This window comes from Corynebacterium sp. c7Ub_26 (assembly GCF_053760365.1).
Window position 1 is genome coordinate 203,957 of sequence record NZ_JBSNBL010000004.1, and the last position, 17,476, is coordinate 221,432.

13 protein-coding genes and 1 pseudogene are annotated in these 17,476 nt (G+C 61.1%); all 14 read right to left on the reverse strand.

What is annotated here, in order from left to right; all coding sequences use genetic code 11:
- Positions 1 to 160: 160 nt before the first annotated feature.
- The 14 genes and pseudogenes from rfbB to ACWORE_RS08425 all read right to left on the reverse strand — a co-directional run bounded on the left by rfbB (position 161) and on the right by ACWORE_RS08425 (position 17,465).
- On the reverse strand, positions 161 to 1,192 hold the full coding sequence (gene rfbB / locus ACWORE_RS08360; RefSeq protein ID WP_455303508.1) for a dTDP-glucose 4,6-dehydratase: 1,032 nt from the start codon (positions 1,190 to 1,192) through the stop codon (positions 161 to 163).
- A 31-nt stretch (positions 1,193 to 1,223) separates the two neighbouring features.
- Entirely contained in the window at positions 1,224 to 2,711 is a 1,488-nt protein-coding gene (locus ACWORE_RS08365; protein ID WP_455303509.1) for a dicarboxylate/amino acid:cation symporter, read from the reverse strand.
- A 437-nt stretch (positions 2,712 to 3,148) separates the two neighbouring features.
- Positions 3,149 to 4,327, reverse strand: coding sequence for a c-type cytochrome biogenesis protein CcsB (gene ccsB, locus ACWORE_RS08370; RefSeq protein ID WP_455303510.1), 1,179 nt, complete (start codon positions 4,325 to 4,327; stop codon positions 3,149 to 3,151).
- A 151-nt stretch (positions 4,328 to 4,478) separates the two neighbouring features.
- Positions 4,479 to 6,050, reverse strand: a complete 1,572-nt coding sequence (locus ACWORE_RS08375; protein ID WP_455303571.1) for a cytochrome c biogenesis protein ResB — start codon at positions 6,048 to 6,050, stop codon at positions 4,479 to 4,481.
- Between the two features lie 119 nt (positions 6,051 to 6,169).
- On the reverse strand, positions 6,170 to 6,991 hold the full coding sequence (locus tag ACWORE_RS08380) for a cytochrome c biogenesis CcdA family protein (RefSeq protein WP_406605158.1): 822 nt from the start codon (positions 6,989 to 6,991) through the stop codon (positions 6,170 to 6,172).
- Complete coding sequence (locus tag ACWORE_RS08385) at positions 6,991 to 7,659, reverse strand: TlpA disulfide reductase family protein (protein WP_448234997.1); 669 nt, start codon at positions 7,657 to 7,659, stop codon at positions 6,991 to 6,993. The genes ACWORE_RS08380 and ACWORE_RS08385 overlap by 1 nt, the downstream gene beginning before the upstream one ends.
- Positions 7,660 to 7,847: 188 nt before the next feature.
- Complete coding sequence (locus ACWORE_RS08390; RefSeq protein ID WP_455303511.1) at positions 7,848 to 8,546, reverse strand: histidine phosphatase family protein; 699 nt, start codon at positions 8,544 to 8,546, stop codon at positions 7,848 to 7,850.
- Positions 8,547 to 8,550: 4 nt separating this feature from the next.
- On the reverse strand, positions 8,551 to 9,843 hold the full coding sequence (hemL, locus tag ACWORE_RS08395; RefSeq protein ID WP_455303572.1) for a glutamate-1-semialdehyde 2,1-aminomutase: 1,293 nt from the start codon (positions 9,841 to 9,843) through the stop codon (positions 8,551 to 8,553).
- A 117-nt stretch (positions 9,844 to 9,960) separates the two neighbouring features.
- Positions 9,961 to 10,392, reverse strand: a pseudogene (locus tag ACWORE_RS08400) (ribonuclease H family protein); the annotation flags it as partial.
- 126 nt (positions 10,393 to 10,518) lie between these two features.
- Positions 10,519 to 13,170, reverse strand: coding sequence for a heavy metal translocating P-type ATPase (locus ACWORE_RS08405; protein ID WP_406605160.1), 2,652 nt, complete (start codon positions 13,168 to 13,170; stop codon positions 10,519 to 10,521).
- Positions 13,161 to 13,616, reverse strand: coding sequence for a hypothetical protein (locus tag ACWORE_RS08410; RefSeq protein WP_455303512.1), 456 nt, complete (start codon positions 13,614 to 13,616; stop codon positions 13,161 to 13,163). Before ACWORE_RS08410 ends, ACWORE_RS08405 begins: the two co-directional genes overlap by 10 nt.
- Positions 13,617 to 13,684: 68 nt before the next feature.
- Positions 13,685 to 14,647 (reverse strand): hypothetical protein, encoded by a 963-nt coding sequence (locus tag ACWORE_RS08415; RefSeq protein ID WP_406605162.1) that lies wholly within the window; start codon positions 14,645 to 14,647, stop codon positions 13,685 to 13,687.
- 74 nt (positions 14,648 to 14,721) lie between these two features.
- Positions 14,722 to 15,771, reverse strand: coding sequence for a porphobilinogen synthase (gene hemB, locus ACWORE_RS08420; RefSeq protein WP_455303513.1), 1,050 nt, complete (start codon positions 15,769 to 15,771; stop codon positions 14,722 to 14,724).
- A 35-nt stretch (positions 15,772 to 15,806) separates the two neighbouring features.
- Positions 15,807 to 17,465, reverse strand: coding sequence for a bifunctional uroporphyrinogen-III C-methyltransferase/uroporphyrinogen-III synthase (locus ACWORE_RS08425; protein WP_406605163.1), 1,659 nt, complete (start codon positions 17,463 to 17,465; stop codon positions 15,807 to 15,809).
- Positions 17,466 to 17,476 lie beyond the last annotated feature (11 nt).

A 17,476-nucleotide genomic window follows, 5' to 3' on the forward strand; every position in this document is an offset into this window, starting at 1 on the left:
CCCCTCACAAGAATGGTATTAATACTTTTTGCACGAACGATGGGCTATCTAAACGAAGAAAACAAAGTATTAACACAATATCACCCTAATTAGGGTTGTTAATTACCCTCGTGCTCCCCGCACAGGACAAGGTGCCACGAAATACCTGGTCGCAACCGGCCTACCCGATCTCCCTCTCGGTGAGCGCATACTTTTCCTCAGCAGCCTTGGCCGCAACCTCCCACCACGTGCGATTGCTCCGATACCACTCAATCGTCTCGCGCAGACCGTCGGCAAGAGAATGAATAGGCTCCCACCCCAGCTCGGTGCGGAGCCGCGTCGGGTCGATCGCGTACCGACGGTCATGCCCCGGCCGATCCGTGACATGCACGAAATCATCGCACGGCCGGCCGAATGCCTCGAGGAGATCCCCCACGATCTCCAAGTTGGACCGCTCCCCATCAGCGCCGATGAGGAACGTGCGGCCGTACAGCGCCGGATCGCGGCGGGCAGCGTCGATAATGGTCCACACGGCACTGTTGTGATCGTCCACATGGATCCAATCGCGCACATTCTCGCCCGTGCCATACACGCGCGGCCGCCGCCCACCGATGAGCCCGATGATCTGCCGCGGAATGAGTTTCTCCGGGTGCTGCCGGGGCCCGTAGTTATTCGAACAATTCGAGATCGTGGCCTTCAACCCGAAACTGCGCACCCACGCGCGAACCATATGATCCGCCGAGGCCTTCGACGCCGAATACGGCGACGACGGGTGATACGGCGAGCTCTCCGTGAAGCGCTCATCCGAACCGATCGGCAGATCCCCGAACACCTCGTCCGTCGAGATGTGATGCAGCGGAACGTCGTACTTCACGCACGCCGACGCCACCGTCACCGTGCCCTCGATATTGGTTTTGAGGAACGGCGCCGGATCCCGCAGAGAGTTATCGTTGTGGCTCTCCGCGGCGAAATGCACAACTTGATCGGCCGACTTCACCAGCTTGTCGACGAGAGGCTGGTCGCACACGTCGCCGACGACCAGTTCGCAGAGGTCGGTGGAGTCTGTGGCGTCGGGCTTTAAGCTCTCCGGATTACCGGCGTAGGTCAACGCGTCGAGGACGACGACTTTCACGTCGGGATAGTGCGCCCGGGTGTAATGAACGAAATTCGAGCCGATGAAGCCAGCTCCGCCGGTAACCAAGACAGTGCGCATAGCACACACCGTACCTCAGCGGCCGGCGCGCCTACTGCATCGCAGCTTCGCGGGCCTCCGCTTCCGCAATCGCGTCCTCATACGTCGGCGTGTCCTCGAGCTCCTTGCGGCTAATGCCCTTATCCCCCACCATGCGGTTGATAATCAGAGCGATGGCACCGTCGCCAGTAACGTTGCACGCCGTGCCAAACGAGTCGATCGCGATATACGCCGCGATCATGATCGCAACCTCGGAATCTGAAAAGCCCAGCATCGACGAGAGCAACCCCGACGCCGCCATAATCGCACCACCCGGCACGCCCGGCGCGGCGATCATCGTGATGCCCAGCATCAGTACGAAGCCGATCATCTTCGCCGGCGTCGTGTCGATGTCCGCCATCTGCACAATCGCGAACGCGAACAGCGAAATCTTCATCATCGACCCGGCCAGGTGAATCGTCGCGCACAACGGCACCGTGAAACCGGCGACCGTCGGATCGACCCCATTCTTTTTCGAGCACTCGTACGTGACCGGGATGGTCGCGGCCGACGAGGACGTCCCGAGCGCGGTGAGGTACGCCGGGACCATGTTCTTGAACGCGCGCCACGGGTTGACTTTCGCGATCCCCCCGGTCACCGAAAACTGCAGCACCAGCAGGATGACCGTCATGAGGATGGCCAGCACGATGACCTTCGCGAACGACACCAGGGTGTTCGTTAAATTGCCGTTCATGCCCATCGACAAGAACATGCCGAAAATGAACGGAGGCAGGAGCGGGATCACGAACTTGCTGATCACGCGCATGATAACGCGCTCGAGGTCCTTCGCGCCCGCGTACAGCGTGTCGCTCTTCACCGCCGTCATGGCGACGCCGATGGTGAACGCCAGCAGCAGGCCCGTCATCACCTCGAACGGCGGCTTCATCTCAACTTCGAAGAACGGCTTGAGCGCGCCGTCGCCGACAGTTTTTGCCTTGAAAAGGTCATCGCCCTTGAGCAACCAGGGATACACTATCGACGCCGTACCAAAGGCGATCAGGCCCGAGAAGATGGTCGAGCCGTACGCGACGCCCGTTGTGATTGCTAACCATTTGCCGGCGCCACGGCCCAGGCCGGAGATTGCCGGCGTAATCAGGGCGAAGATGAGCACCGGGATGAAAAAGCTCAGGAAGTTGCTAAACAGGCTGTTGTACGTGACGAACACGCGGGCGAGCCAATCCGGGAAGAACAGCGAACAGACGATGCCCGCGATGATGGCGATGATGATCTGCCACAAAAGGTTGCCCCGGATGCGCTGGCCGAGGGACTTTTTGGGCTGGGCGGTGGTGTCCTCTGAGGTGCTGGTCTTGTTGGCCACTGCTTTGTCGGTTTTGTTGGTCTCCTTGGCCGCGTCGGTCCCCTTGGTCCCGTTGGTTTCGCTGTGCGACACACCCGTTGTCGCAGATGATTGAGCTGTGTTGGCCGGGCGGGAACTATGTGCCGCCGATCCCTCCATAGGGGGTTCGTTCGCTGGCTGCTCAGGTGGGACCGACTTGGGCATTAGGGATCTTCCTCTTCATGTGACCTTTTATCCCCAATGAGATTATTAGGCGGTCGGTCCCTTTTCCAAAGCCTCGCCCGTGATTTAACCTGCTGGAAATAAACGAAGGTGTTGATTCGTGCGCCGGACTGTTTGGAGGCCCGGGAGCCGTTTGGAATCCAGAGTCCGTTTGGCTCCCAGATCCGTTTGGCGCACAAGGTTCGTTTGGGGCACACAGTCCGCGGAAAATGAGGATAACTAATTCCTGGCGACGCTTACGTCGGCCGATTCCTCGAATTTTGCGGGGGTATATGGGCGAAAAATGGCCGAAAATTGACCATATCCCCCCCACACTTTTAGTTCACACCAAGCCACCTGCCCTCCCGGACGTATGTAAGCCCGGCATATTCGGCTGGGGACCTCCTAAATAAATCCGCGGTTCTCAATCCCGGGCAGTTTTAATTCAACCCGGCGTACGAGTGCAGCCCCGACACCACGAGGTTGATGAAGAACAGGTTGAACACCATGATCCCGAAAGCAACCACGTTGATCCATGCTGCTCGCTGGTCTTTCCACCCCGTCGTGGCTCGGGCGTGTAGGTAAGCTGCGTAGAGGATCCACGTGACGAACGACATGGTCTCCTTGGGGTCCCAGTTCCAGAACCGCCCCCACGCCGATTCGGCCCAGATCGCGCCAAAAATCACGCCGAGCCCGAAAATCGGAAACGCCACGACAGCGGTGCGGTATGCCAGCCGGTCGAGCCGCTTAGCGCTCGGCAGCGGCCCCGCGATCTTCCCGACGATGCCGTGCTCTTCCCCCACCGGCTGAAACATTCTCACGATGTACGCCAAGCTACACATTCCGGATATCAGCCCGAAACCAGCACCGATGGACACCGTCGATACGTGAATGGGGAACCAGTATGACTGCAGCGCGGGTACCACCGGTGCCGACGCAGCGTACAGTTTCATCCCGCCGTAGAACAGCAGCGCGACCACGGGAGTCAGCACCCAGGGCCACATGATGCGGTTTTTGCGCTTGGTCAGGACCACCGTGGCGACGATCATCGCGACCAGCGACACCAGGGCGACATATTCGTACAGATTGCCCCAGGGGAAACGGTGCGCCGACAGCCCACGCAGAATGACGCACGCCGCGTGGAACAGCAGTCCGAGGAAAACGACGCCCTGGCCGAACGTACCCAAGCGGTCCACGCTGTCTTGGCGAGCGTCGAGCTCAGCTTGGCTCATTACCGGACGGTCGTGGGCAACGCGTCCCCACAATGAGCGGGCCCGAGAACCTCCGCGACTCGACGGATCAGCAGAGGCTGTGGAGGCACCATCATCTGCACCAGTACCTGCACCCACGCTTACCGACGCGACACCGGATTCCGACGCCTCCGACGCAACGCCAGATTTCGTCGCGCTAGCTCCGACCAGCTCTTTGTCCGAGGCGGTCTGGGCTCCTTGGCCTCCGGACTGGCTTTCCTCACGACGACTGGCGTCCTCGTATGCCTCTTGAAGCATCCGCTCGCGCACGTAATAAGCCAACATCACGATCAGCCCAATGACGTACACGGCGAACGCCACTTTGAACGAAAAGTCCGAAAACGAGGCGAGAGTCTTATTAACCGGCATAGTTCTCCTCTTGATCTGTGCCCAGGCTATTCCACGTCACACTTTGGAGCAATAAACACCCCATACTCCCAGGCCGTGCGCCACTACTCGTCACTACCAACAGCGACGCTGCGTCCGACTTCTACATCACTGCCGACGTCATCAATCGCCATCAATCCTCGTCGTCGTCATATTCATCGTCGTCGTCCGGTTCCTGCAGGATTGCCCGCGCGTACTTGTTGAACTCGCGGCCCCAGCCGGCCCTATCGGTGCGTGCGAGCCCAGCGGTCTCGACAAGTGCGGTGCCGTCGTCTTGCGGGGTCACGCGCACCCACATGCGTCGCCGCTTAATCGACACGGATCCCACCAACCCAGCAAGCATGATGAGCGTGATCCCCAACAGGTAACCCTGCGTCGGATCGTGGCTGACCTGCAGGTTCACGAAAGGCTTCGCGCCGTTGAACGTGATTTCCGTCCCGTCGTTAAGGGTGGTTTTCTCACCCTTCGGCAGATTCACGCGGTCGATTTTCGACAACAGCCCCTGGTGGATCAGGCTCGTGTCCAGGGTGAAAATGCTCTGGCCCACGCCAGTGTCCAGCCCGGCATCGCCGCGGAACACGTCGATAGCAACGGCCTCATCGTCCTGAGTGGGGAACCGCGACGCAGACAGCACATTGTTGTTCTCGCCGGTAAACACGGCCGTCGGCGCGTACATGCCCTGGATCGCCAACTGGTTTTTCCGTCGTTCTTGCAGGTCAGGGTACATCCCGGCGGGCGGGTCGAACCGCATCGCCCCGGCCGACAGGAAGTTCGTCATGTCGGTCGGCTGCCACTGGATCTCTCCCGTGCGCGTCTCCCCGTCGGGCCACTTGACCGTGAACGACGGCGCATAACCATGCCCCTGCAGGTACACGCGGTCGCCCGCGATCCGCAGCGGGTGGTTGACCTTCAGCGTGTACTTTGTCCACTCTGACGCGGGCTTATCGACGTCGTCCTTCGTCGCGTACCGAATGTCGGACGTGAACATCTTCGCCTGCCCGTTGGACAAGTAGTCCGCTTTGAAGTCCTCGATCTGCAGGCAGTACGGAGACAGGCGCGTCCCGTCGACAAGAGCCCCGTGTCGGAAAGAGTCAAAATTAGCGACGGCTGAGTTGCAGAACTGCGAGTTCTCGTTGCCGGCGATCACGATGACCTGGCCTTCGTAGTACATCAGGCGGCCGGCCGCGATGAAGACCAGCATGACGGTGAGGCCGATGTGGAAAACGAGGTTGCAGAATTCGCGGGCGTATCCGCGTTCCGCACTGAACGACCATTGCCCGGCGCGGTCCTCGCTTGCCGACGTTTCACGCGTGTGCCATCTCTTGAACAGCGGGGTGATGTGGTCGCGCGCGTAGGTGTCGGTGTCGGAAAAATCGTTGGCCGGGAGGGCGCGGGCGCGGTAGTGGGGCAGCCGGTTGAGGTTCTTGGGCGCGCGCACGGGCTGGGAGCGCATCGCTTTGTAGTGCTCCCATGTGCGGGGGATGATGCAGCCGACTAGCGAGATGAACAGCAGGACGTAGATGGCGGTGAACCACGTGGAGGAGAAAACGTCGAAAAGCTGGAGCTTGTCGTAGATCTGCCCGAGCTTGCCGTTGTCGGCGATGTAGGTGTCGACTTTCTCTTGGTTCAGGGAGCGCTGCGGGAGGATGGCCCCGGGGATTGCACCGAGGGCTAGGAGGAATAGCAAAATCAGCGCGGTCCGCATGCTGGTTAGCCAGCGCCAGGGGATGCGCCACAGTGATGAGAATTGTTTGCGCGCCAAATCGTCTGCCTTTCTTTTGCTATCCGATTATGGTCTATGCGGCAGATCAAGGGTGAAGAGGTCTAGATGGGGGTCACCGTGCTGGTCACTGCCCATTGCCGGATCCACGACACGAATACCGCCCATTGGCCTGTGACCAGGGCAATCCCGACGACGATCAGGGCGACGCCGCCGGCGATTTGAACCCCGCGACTGTGACGACGCAACCACGATACGCTCGCTAATGCTTTGGAGGACCCCAATGCCACCACGACGAAGGGCAGCCCCAGCCCCAAGCAGTAGAAAATGATCAGGATGACTCCGCGCAGGGCCGTCGTTCCCTCCGTTCCGGCAGCGATGCTAATAATCCCTGCGAGGGTGGGACCCAAACAGGGCGTCCACCCGAGGGCGAACACCGCGCCCAGAAGCGGAGCCCCCATCAACGTGGACCAATGCTTCGGAGCCATGCGACGCTCGTTCTGCAGGAACGGTATGAACCCCAGGAACACGACGCCCATCACAATGGTGACGACGCCGCCGACGCGTTGTAGCAGCTCGTTGTTCATCTGCAGGGCGGAGATGGCACCGAAGATGGACGCCGTCGCTAAGACGAAGACCACCGTGAAACCGGCGACGAACAGCAACGCAGCCCCGGCGACCCGACCACGGTGTGAGCGAACTCTTGTCCCCTCAGCCGTGATATCGCTTTCCGCACCGACGACACCGGCGAGATAAGAAATATAGCCGGGCACGAGCGGGATGACGCATGGGCTCGCGAACGAAACGAGGCCTGCGAGCGCGGCAGCGCCCAACGCGAGGAGGAGCGGACCCGACGTCGCGGTATCCGCAAAGGCGGCACCGACATCAGCGTGAACCTGGAGAGTATGAACCTGGGCGGGGATCATTATTCCTTCTCCAGGTCGTTCACAACGTCCATGATTTCTTTCGCATTGACCTCGCGAAGGAATACCGCCGCCGGTCGGTGCTGTTTATCGAGGACAATCGTCGTCGGCACGACGGATGCGGGGATTCCACCTAGAGAGATAGCAGATTTGAAGGATGGGTCGTAGATGCTGGGGTAGGTGATGTCGTTATCTTTGACGAAATCCTGCGCGGCCTGCTTGTTGAAATCGCGGACGTTGATCCCGAGAACGGTGCCGGCTGGTCCGCCTTTCGACGTGCCGGAATCATCCGAACCGTCCGCCCCGTTCCCCGGACCTTTCTGCAGGTCATCCTGGATCTCTTGCAGGTCATCAACCTCGGTGCGACACGGGGCACACCACTGGCCCCAGGCGTTCAGCACCACGATCTGATTGTCGAAATCCGACAACTTAATCGTCCTATCCGACTCCATTAACGACGGCCCGGACAGGTCTTTCACCGGCTTGCGGTCTTTCTGGTCGTACTTAATGACCAGCTGTCCACCCGGGGAGACGAAGCTGAAATTCCCGCCGACGGCGACCGCGTCTTTGCCAGCTGTTTCGTCGGAACCGCAGGCGGTCAGTGTGGTAGCCCCGACCGCTGCGACGGCACAGGCCACAAGTGCCGACGCGACGGAGTGACGCGCGGACAGCGCCCGACCATGGCGATGCGCCGCTTTACGCGCACGCGCCGGTCGATCACAGTGCGCTGCCGATGTATCCACCGATGCGCCACCGTGCGCAGCCACCTTTGGGCTAGCGGATGTCGTCTTCTTCACCACTCACACCACCTCACACTGACTCCGGCCCGTATCGTCAACTTATACGCCACGTCTCGGATTTATACGCCTTGTGCCGGCTCGCTATAGACCAGATCGCTCACTTGAGCACGAACACTCGAGGCCGTAACCGCTGCACGAACATCCGACGCCACACCCGACGCGCCCTTCTGTGCCGGGCCGCCCTGCGCACCAGCACCATCGTCGTCGAAAATCAGGCTGGTCACGCTGGCCAACGAGCACTGGCGAACCGCCGGATTATGGGCCAACGCCTTGCCCGCGTAATCGCGCTGCACCATGACGATAGGAAGCTGGTGAGACACCAGCACAGCCTCGTGACCACGCGCTTCTTCACGCACTCGCCCCACTGCAACCCACATACGGTCGCAAATGTCCTGGTAAGGCTCGCCCCAACTGGGCTGCATCGGTTCTGTCAGGTGGTGCCACAGTTTGGGGTTCCACAGCTGGGAGCGCCACCCCTTAATTCGATGCCCTTCGAGCTCATTTCCGGCTTCGATGAGGTCATCGTCGATCGCGATGTCCACACCGGTCACCTTCTGGAAGGGTTCTGCGGTTTCCTGAGCGCGCACCAATGGCGATGCTTTCACCACTGTCACATCGTGATTCGTGAAAGCGCGAGCACACATCGACGCCATCACGCGTCCACGGTCGCTCAAGTGATAGCCGGGTAGGCGGCCATACAGAATGCGATCCGGGTTGAAGACCTCGCCATGACGGACGAGGTGGACAATCGTGGACACGTACTTAGCCCTCCTTGGTGGCCGCTGCGGCCGCCTTCGCGGCAGGACGCAATGCAGATTCAATGCGAGAGAAATCTTCGTCGGTCAACGCCGTAGATACAAACCAGGTCTCAAACGGCGACGGCGCCGTGTACACACCGTTGTCCAACAGCTCGTGGAAGAACGGGGCGTAACGGAACGTGTCCGCGGCTTGCATATCCGCGAAATTATGCCCCTCACCCTCGGCAAACCGCACTGACAAGAACGTGGACGCACGCTGGATGTGGTGGGCAACGCCCTCACGTTCCAGAGCCTCGTGCAGCAGGTTTTCCAACCGGTCGGCATTCGCGCGGATCGTCTCGTAGCACTTCTCATCTGCCAGGCGTAACGATGCTAACCCGGCGGCCATCGCCACGGGGTTCCCCGACAGCGTCCCCGCCTGGTACACGGGCCCCTCCGGCGCAAGGTAGGACATGATGTCGCGTCGGCCACCAAATGCCGCAGCCGGCAGCCCGCCCGAAACAACCTTGCCGAAGGTGACGAGATCGCCCGCCACGCCGTCGACGCCGTACCAGCCCTCATGCGAGGTGCGGAAACCCGTCATGACCTCGTCGAGAATAAGAAGAGCACCATACTCGTGGGTGATGTCCTTGAGCCCGGCATTGAAGCCTTCGTGGGGTGCGACGGTGCCCATATTCCCCGCCGCGGCCTCCGCAATCACGCAGGCGATGTCGTCGGGGTGCTGCTCGAACACGTCACGAACCGCATCGAGATCGTTGTACGGAACCACGATCGTGTCGCTCTGGGTCACACCTGGTGAATCCGGCAAACCGAAGGTCGCCACGCCACTGCCCGCCGAGACCAGGAGGGAATCGACGTGCCCGTGGTAGCACCCCGCGAACTTCACGACCGTCGACCGTCCGGTGAAACCGCGCGCCAACCGGACCGCGGACATGGTGGCCTCGGTTCCGGAGTTGACCATGCGCACTTCGTCCACCGCGGTGCGGCCAATAATCTCCTTGGCCAGGCTGTTTTCCGCAGCAGTGGGAGCGCCGAACGACAGGCCCTTCGTCGCTGCTTCCTGGACTTTCTCCACAATCGCGGGATGGGCGTTGCCGTGCAGCATCGGGCCCCAGGATGACACTAGATCCACGTACTCGTTTCCGTCGACATCGCACAGGTGGCTGCCCTTCGCGGAGTCAATGAACAGCGGGGTGCCCCCCACCGAACCGAATGCGCGCACGGGGGAATTCACACCACCCGGGATTAATTCACGAGCTTGTGAGAACAAATCACTACTACGAGTCATAGTTTTCATGGTAGGGAACTCCGCTGCTAACTGCCCACACTCGTCCGCAGAGGACGCCGCCTCGCGCGAATACCCCGGCCCCCGGTTTGGTTCTCGCCGGCGCTTATACGCCATCGCTGCAGCATTCGCGCGGCTATCAGCAGCCTCGTTGAGTTCATGGCCGGCGTGCCCCTTGACCCACCGAAATGTCACCGCAGCACCGCTCTTCCGACGACGGGTGAGCAGTTCGTCGATCTCCTTGATCTGCTCGACGTTCAGGACGGGTTTCCCGTTCGACTTCTTCCAGCCCTTTTTCTTCCACCCATGAACCCACTTAGTTACCGAATTAATGACGTATTGGGAGTCGCAGAAAACCTCCAAGTCCTCCGGACGGCCATTACTATCGCACACCTGTTCGGTAACGCGCAACAATTGACGGACGGCCTCAAGTTCGCCCTTGTTATTCGTCCCCCGTGACCATCCCCCAGCGGCCCAACGGGCGTCGTCAATGTACCAAGCCCACCCCGAAGGGCCTGGATTTCCAATTGCTGATCCGTCAACCGCAGCCGTAATTGTCATGACGCTCAGTGTAAACGGCACCTAGGACATGGGCCCATAAGCGCCGTTACTCAGGGCCAACACGCCGTCACATCCACTGCCGACTCTGCGACGCCGGGTTGCACGCCCCACGCGCCGACCCCACCGTTACGCCCGCCGCAACGTCAACGTCCGCATCTCAATCACGGTCGAGCCCAGCAGCATCAACAGCGTGGACACCAAGGGGTTAATGATCGACAGCGCGCCGCCCACCAGCGCAAACGTGTTGTACGCCCGCGAGAAGTTCATATTGCCCTTGCCCACGCGCCGCACCTTCGTCGCCAAGTTCACGGCATCAGGCACAGCGCGCACCTCGTCGCGAAGAATAACGACCGACGCATCAACCGTGTCCAGGCAATCGGCAGCACCAACGAGGATTCCTACGTCGGCCACTGCCAGGTATTTCATCAAGTCGCGGTCACCTACGAGAGCGACGCTGTAGCCTTCGCGGTGCATGGACCGCACGGCCGCACCTTTACGCGATGGCGCGATCCCAGCCAGAACCAGGCTCATGCCCAAACTGTCCGCGGACTTCTTGGCCACCGGGTACGTATCGCGAGAGAGCATTCCCGTCTCGATGCCCATATCTTCCAGCTGCTCAATGGCCTCGGCCGCGTCGTCCTTCGTCGCGTCGATCACGGTGATTACGCCGCGGTTCTTGTTCTTCCAGGAGACCACCAGAGGGGTGCCGCCAGAGATCGCCGCCATTGCTAGGCGATCATCCTTCAGCTCGGACAGATCGCGGGGCCGCCACAGTGCAGCTTTCACGGAACTCATCTCGCCGCGAATCGGAATATCCACGGTGCCGATGAAGGACCCGTTGTCGGTAATCTGCTCCCCCGTCACCTCAATCCAGTGGGGGACGCTGCTCCCGCCAGCTCCCAGGTCACGCGATTCACGGGCGGCCTTCACCAGCGCACGAGACACACCATGTTCGCTCTCCATGGCCAGGGCACCCGCCACGCGGAGGATCAGGTCGGCATTTTCCCCTTCCGCCGCGGTCACGCTCTCCACTTTCATGTTTCCGGTGGTCAGCGTGCCCACGCGGTTGAAGAGCAGCATATCGCACTCGCCCAGATCCCACATGACTTGCTCGTCGCGGAACAAGATGCCGCGGCTGATCGCGCGCGCCAGCCCCAACCGCGAGGCCAACGTCGTCGAGATAGCCAGAGACACCGGCCCCACACCGGTGAGCACCGCCAAACTTGCCGCCAGCGCACCCGCCGCGTCCTTCATAATCAGGAACCAGTTCAGGAAGCACATCACGGCCAGCACAATCGCCCACGGAACCAGGAGCGACGCCGACCGGGTCGCCGTGCGCGTCGCCATGTGCTCGGCGTAGTCACATTCCTCAACCCAGCGGTGCATGGCCGCCAGACGCGTCGTGTGCCCGGACCGATCAACACGGATCTTCAGAGTGTCCCCCATATTGCGCCCACCAGCGTAAATATGGGAATTCACCTTGACAACGGTCCGGTTACTGTGCCCCGACACCGGCCCCGGACTAATTAACGACGATCCACCGACGACGACTCCGTCAACGGGAATGATGTCGCCCGGCGCGACGAGAATGTCCTCGCCAGGGTGGAGTTCCGCTGCGCTGACGGACTGTTTCCGTGGACCGTCGGCAGTTCGACGAATGACGGTGACCATCATCCCCGAATCCACGTTATGCGTGGACAGCAACTCCATGCTGTGCAGGCGGTTGCGTCGTGACAGCAGCCGCCCCAGGAGGACCAGGGTGGTCGCTCCGCAGGCGACGTCGAAAAAGACTTGCGGTTGGTGCTGGAAGACGAGCCATTTGGGTGGCGACGTCCAGTCACCCTGTGGCCGCATAAAAACGACGGTGGCCACGGACCACACGTAGGCCACGGCGACGGCCAGCGAGGTGGCGGAGTCGAGCGCGGCCATCTTCCGGCGGAGGCCGCCGACAGCTGCCCGGTGGAAGGGCCACGCACAATAGGACACGACGGGCAACGCCAACCCCGCCGACACCCACTGCCAGTACGGGAACTGCAGCCGCGGGAACAGGGCGATCGCCACCACGGGCACAGACAACGCCACCGCCACGATGAGCCGCAGCTTCGTGATCAAGGCGCGCGCCGTAAACAACGCCTCCATGTTGTCCGGCTTCTTCACGCGGAAGGGATGCCGGGACAGGAACGACTCGTTGTGCCGACGGTGCCGGCGTCGTTTCCGCTCTTTCCTCTCCTGCTCAGCCTCGGATTCAATGACCTGGCGGTACACGGACCCCAGTTTCTTGACGGCACTCACACCGCTGGCCTGGAGGATCGAAATAATGTGATCCACCGACATCGAGCTCGGTGCCGACACCCACGCCGTCGACGGGTCGCCGTAGACAATGCGCGCGGTCACACCGTCGACGTCGGAGAGCATCTTTTCGATATCGCCCGCGTGGACAGCGTCCTCAAGCCCGTCCAGCTCCAGGGTGAACGAGTGGTATGACTTTTCTTCGTCCTCGTCATTCAGTAGACCCGCGTGCCGACGCTCAACGTCCAGATCGCGGGCGGCGTCGACGGCCGCCTTGATAGCGGTTTCAGACTTCTCCAGGGACTCCGGGTCCGCGGGAAGTAGCGAACCATCCGCTGCACGTCGATTATTACGGGGCGAGTACTTCCCCGAGTAGGAAACATAGGGGCGACGGTGCCGCGGGAAATCTGTCGGTGGCTCGCCCGATGCAGACTTCTTGGGTGAGCTATCTGGCGTGTGGTCGTCGACAGCCGATTTTTTTACTGCCATAGCGAACGAACTCCGAAATATGATCGTACGGACGGCTGGACCATACACATCACAGCGATGGCCAGAAGAACAGCGATGAGGGCAAGGACAAACCCGCCGACGTGGATAACGAAAGCCATGATATTAAGGGCAATTCCGCCGGCCGTCAATGCGATCAGAACGACCCGGGCACGTCGGTTACCTGCCGACATGGGGGCGACGGCGAAACCGATGGCGCACCCCAGAAGAACATTGGCAATGCCGACTATCCGCATATTTCGTTCCCACGCGTGAATGAAGTCTGAGTCTTCATGGCCGGTGTAGTGGGCGCTAGCTAAAATCAGGCCGGCCAGAACCATCAGCACCGCCGCGATAATAAACACCCACCGGGCCGCTGTGACCATAGGTGGGCGTGGTTGACCTCCTGCCGGGGAGGTGGGCTCACTATCGGTGCTGGACATCGGCATACTTGTACCTTACGTGCCGACACCGTCTCTGTACTATTTTCGGGCGCTACTCGCGGGAGTTCCCGTCGTTACTTCCGGGCGCTCCCGTCACCCGAGTTACTGGAGTCGTCCTTGGAGGACGTCCCCCGCAAATAATCTGATGCTGGCGGCCGGGTAGAGAACCAAATCCCTACCGCCGACAACACGGCCGACACAATGCCCAGCGATCCTGTTGCCCAAACGAACATATTGGACCCAACGTCCGGCACCGCGAAGGCACCGCTCACGCCGTTCACAATCAGGTAGGCGGACCCCAGGACCAAGAGGAATCGCGTCCACTTCTTCCCCTTCACGAATTGCCTGATCAGGAGAACAGCAACCAGGCTGGCCACAATGTAAAACACCGCGATCATCACCCCACTGACCGAGGCGATGGCCGAATTACTGACATCATCCGTGGACATGCCATACATATCTTTAGCCTGTTTGATGGCGGTATCCAGTATCGACGGGTTCGCAATGACCTCGATCCCGGTCAACACACCAAGAATCGCCTGCAGGAGTGCTGTCCACATCCACGCTGTCCGCGCATCCTTCACATCTTGAGGCGGCTCGGGCTGCTTTTTCTTGTCGTCATTGTTGTTCGACGGCGGCGACCCGGTCACGGCCTGCGGTGGCATCCCATAACCACGGTTCGCGTCATCCGGGCTGTACCCGCCGGTCACGTTATCGGGGCTATACCCGCGGTTGGTGTCTCCCGGGTTCTGCGCTCCTCCAGGGGCTGGGGCGCGTCCGGGGAGTGAATCGCCACTCACACCTGGTTCTCCCGGAGCCGGTTCACCTAAGCCCGACGACCCCGACTGCCCTGGTGTCGACGGCGGAGTGGGGTTCGGCTGCCCCGGCGTTGGCGCAGAACCCGAACCTGACGTCGGCGTTGACCCCGGCGTCGGACCCGAACCGGGTGCAGGCCCGGATCCCGGCGCGGGCGATGCGCCAGGGGTGGTTGCCATACGCAGCGTCGGGGACAGATGTGTGTGCTCAGGTGAAGCCATAAATTCCTCCAATATGGGGCGGCAGACTACCGCAGCGGAGCATGGGGTGACGGTGTGCGCGCAAACCGCGTGACTTAGTTGTCCTTCAACCAGTGGGCTACTTCAGTGGCATAGTATGTGAAGATCATGTCCGCGCCGGCCCGTCGAATCGAGGTCAACGATTCAAGCACGATGCGTCGCCTATCAATCCACCCCTTCTGCGCAGCGGCCTCAATCATGGAGTACTCGCCGCTGACCTGGTACGCAGCCACAGGAACAGGCGAGAAGTCCGCAACCTCGCGAACCACATCCAAGTACGCCATGGCCGGCTTGACCATCACCATGTCCGCGCCTTCGTCGATATCCAGCTGCACCTCGAGCAACGATTCACGACGGTTCGCGGGATCCTGCTGGTAGGCCTTCCGATCACCCTGCAACGAGCATCCCACGGCATCGCGGAACGGCCCAAAGAACGCCGACGCATACTTCGCCGAGTACGCCATAATCGACACGTCCTCATAACCAGCGTCGTCAAGGCCACGTCGGATCTCCGCGACCTGGCCGTCCATCATTCCGGACGGGCTGACAATGTGCGCCCCCGCCTTGGCCTGCGACACCGCCATCTTCACATACAGCGGCACGGTCTTGTCATTATTAACGACGACGGTCCCGTGCTTGTCTTCCGTCAGCACCCCGCAGTGCCCGTGATCGGTAAATTCGTCCAGGCAGGTATCGGCCATGACCAGGATGCTGTCGCCGAATTCTTTGCGTACCGCGGCGATTCCGCGGTTGAGGATGCCGTCGGGGTTCCAGGCCTCGGACCCTTGGGCGTCCTTCTCCTCCTCGAGAGGGATGCCGAACAGGTCAACGCACCGCACGCCGGCGTCGCGCGCCTCGCGAACGGCGTCGATAAGAGAGGACACCGTGTGCTGATACTGCCCCGGCATGGAGGGGATTTCTTCCGGCTGGTCGATGCCGTCGCGGACAAATAACACCTGGATCAGGTTGGCCGGATCTAAACGAGTCTCTGCAACGAAATCCCGCATCGTCGCCGACTTCCTCAAACGGCGGGGGCGACGTTGAAGACCTAAGCTATCGCGGGATGGGCGGTTCGTGCTCTGAGAGGATTCGTTAGTTTGTGACATGCGCCCCAGGGTACTACGTGGTCCCGACAGGCTACTTACGAGGACTTTTTCTTCTTCCGCACTTTCCTAGGAGGCGGCAGCTGCCCCGCTGCGCGCAAACCTGCCACATGTTCAGCCAGCGCGTCCACGAGTTCGGGAACCCCGGCTTCTTCCGGCACGACGTCAACACGCAGGCCACATTCTTTCGCGGTCGCTGCCGCCATCGGGCCGATGCACGCAATGATGGTGCGCTGGTGGGGTTTCCCGGCAATGCCAACAAGGTTCTTCACCGTCGACGACGACGTGAAGCACACCGCATCGAAACCGCCGGACTTAATCATGTGGCGAATATCGGCGCTGGGCGGGGCCGCGCGAACGGTACGGTAGGCCACAACGTCGTCTACGTCCCAGCCCAAGTCGATGAGGCCGTCGACCAGAACGTCGGTGGCGATATCCGCGCGGGGAAGGAAAACCCTGTTCACGGGGTCAATATCGGCATCATAGGGCGGGAAAACATCCACGAGACCCGACGCGGACCGGGCATTGGCCGGCGGCATGAGCTCGGGATTAATCCCCAGGTCTGTCACAGCCTTGGCCGTTTTCTTTCCGACGGTCGCGATGCTCACCCCGGCAAAGGCGCGGGCATCCAGGCCGATCGCTGTCAGTTTCTCCCACACGGCTTTCACCGCGTTCACCGAGGTGAAAACGATCCACTGGTAGCGACCGTCAACCAAGCCTTTGATGGCACGTTCCATCTGTGCCGGGCTGCGCGGGGGTTCCACAGAGATCGTCGGCACTTCCCACGGGATCGCACCGTGTTGAGCCAAGCGGGTGCTCATCGGCCCTGCCTGCGACTTCGCGCGGGGCACCAACACCGACCAGCCGTACAGAGCCCGGTTTTCCCACCACGAGTACTTGTTGCGCGCACCGACCTCGACACCAATGGTGACCACCAAATGACCTGGCAGATCACCCTCGCACGATGTCAACGTGCCCAAGGTGACGTCGTAGGTTTTCTGCAAACGAGTAGTGCCATTCACCGTGACGGTGGCCGGCGTGCTTTCGGGCAGACCACGGTCCACCAGCCGGGACTCGATGACGGGAAGGTCCTGCGCCTCCGCCTGGAGAACCAGCGGCTGGGGCGCCTGAGCAAGACGATCCCACGTCGCGGTATCGTCGCTACCCGTCACATCCGTTTCGGTAAAACTCGAACCAACGGCAATACCAGCAAAGGACGGGACCGTCGAGGGAACCGACATCCCCGGAACGACCTGGAAATCGGCATCATGGCCAGCGACAGCACTAATTTCCGCTAACACCGAGGTGTTGCCCAACGGGTTGCCCGCTACCAGGCGAATAACGTCGGTACCCGTGGCAGCCTGAGCCAGCATGGCATCGGCCGTGGCCTGCGGGTCGCCCTCGGGGCTGCGAATATTCGCCGCCGTCGGGGGCGGAGGGGGCGTTGGCCGTCGTCGGGACCCTTTTGCTTTCGCTTCCTCCACCATCCGGGCAAACTCTTGCTCGGCTTCCTCTACTTTTTCGCGCGGGACGGGGACATCGTGTCCCACGAGGCTGCAAATAGATTCACCGACGCCGTCATCCACCCATGCGTCCGCAATAGATGTCAGAACTTCTCGTGCGCGCACCGTTAAGAGGTCAGGGTTACCGGGGCCGGCACCGACGAACAGGATGCGCCCTGGAGTCGAGTTGGTCATGGAGATCCTTT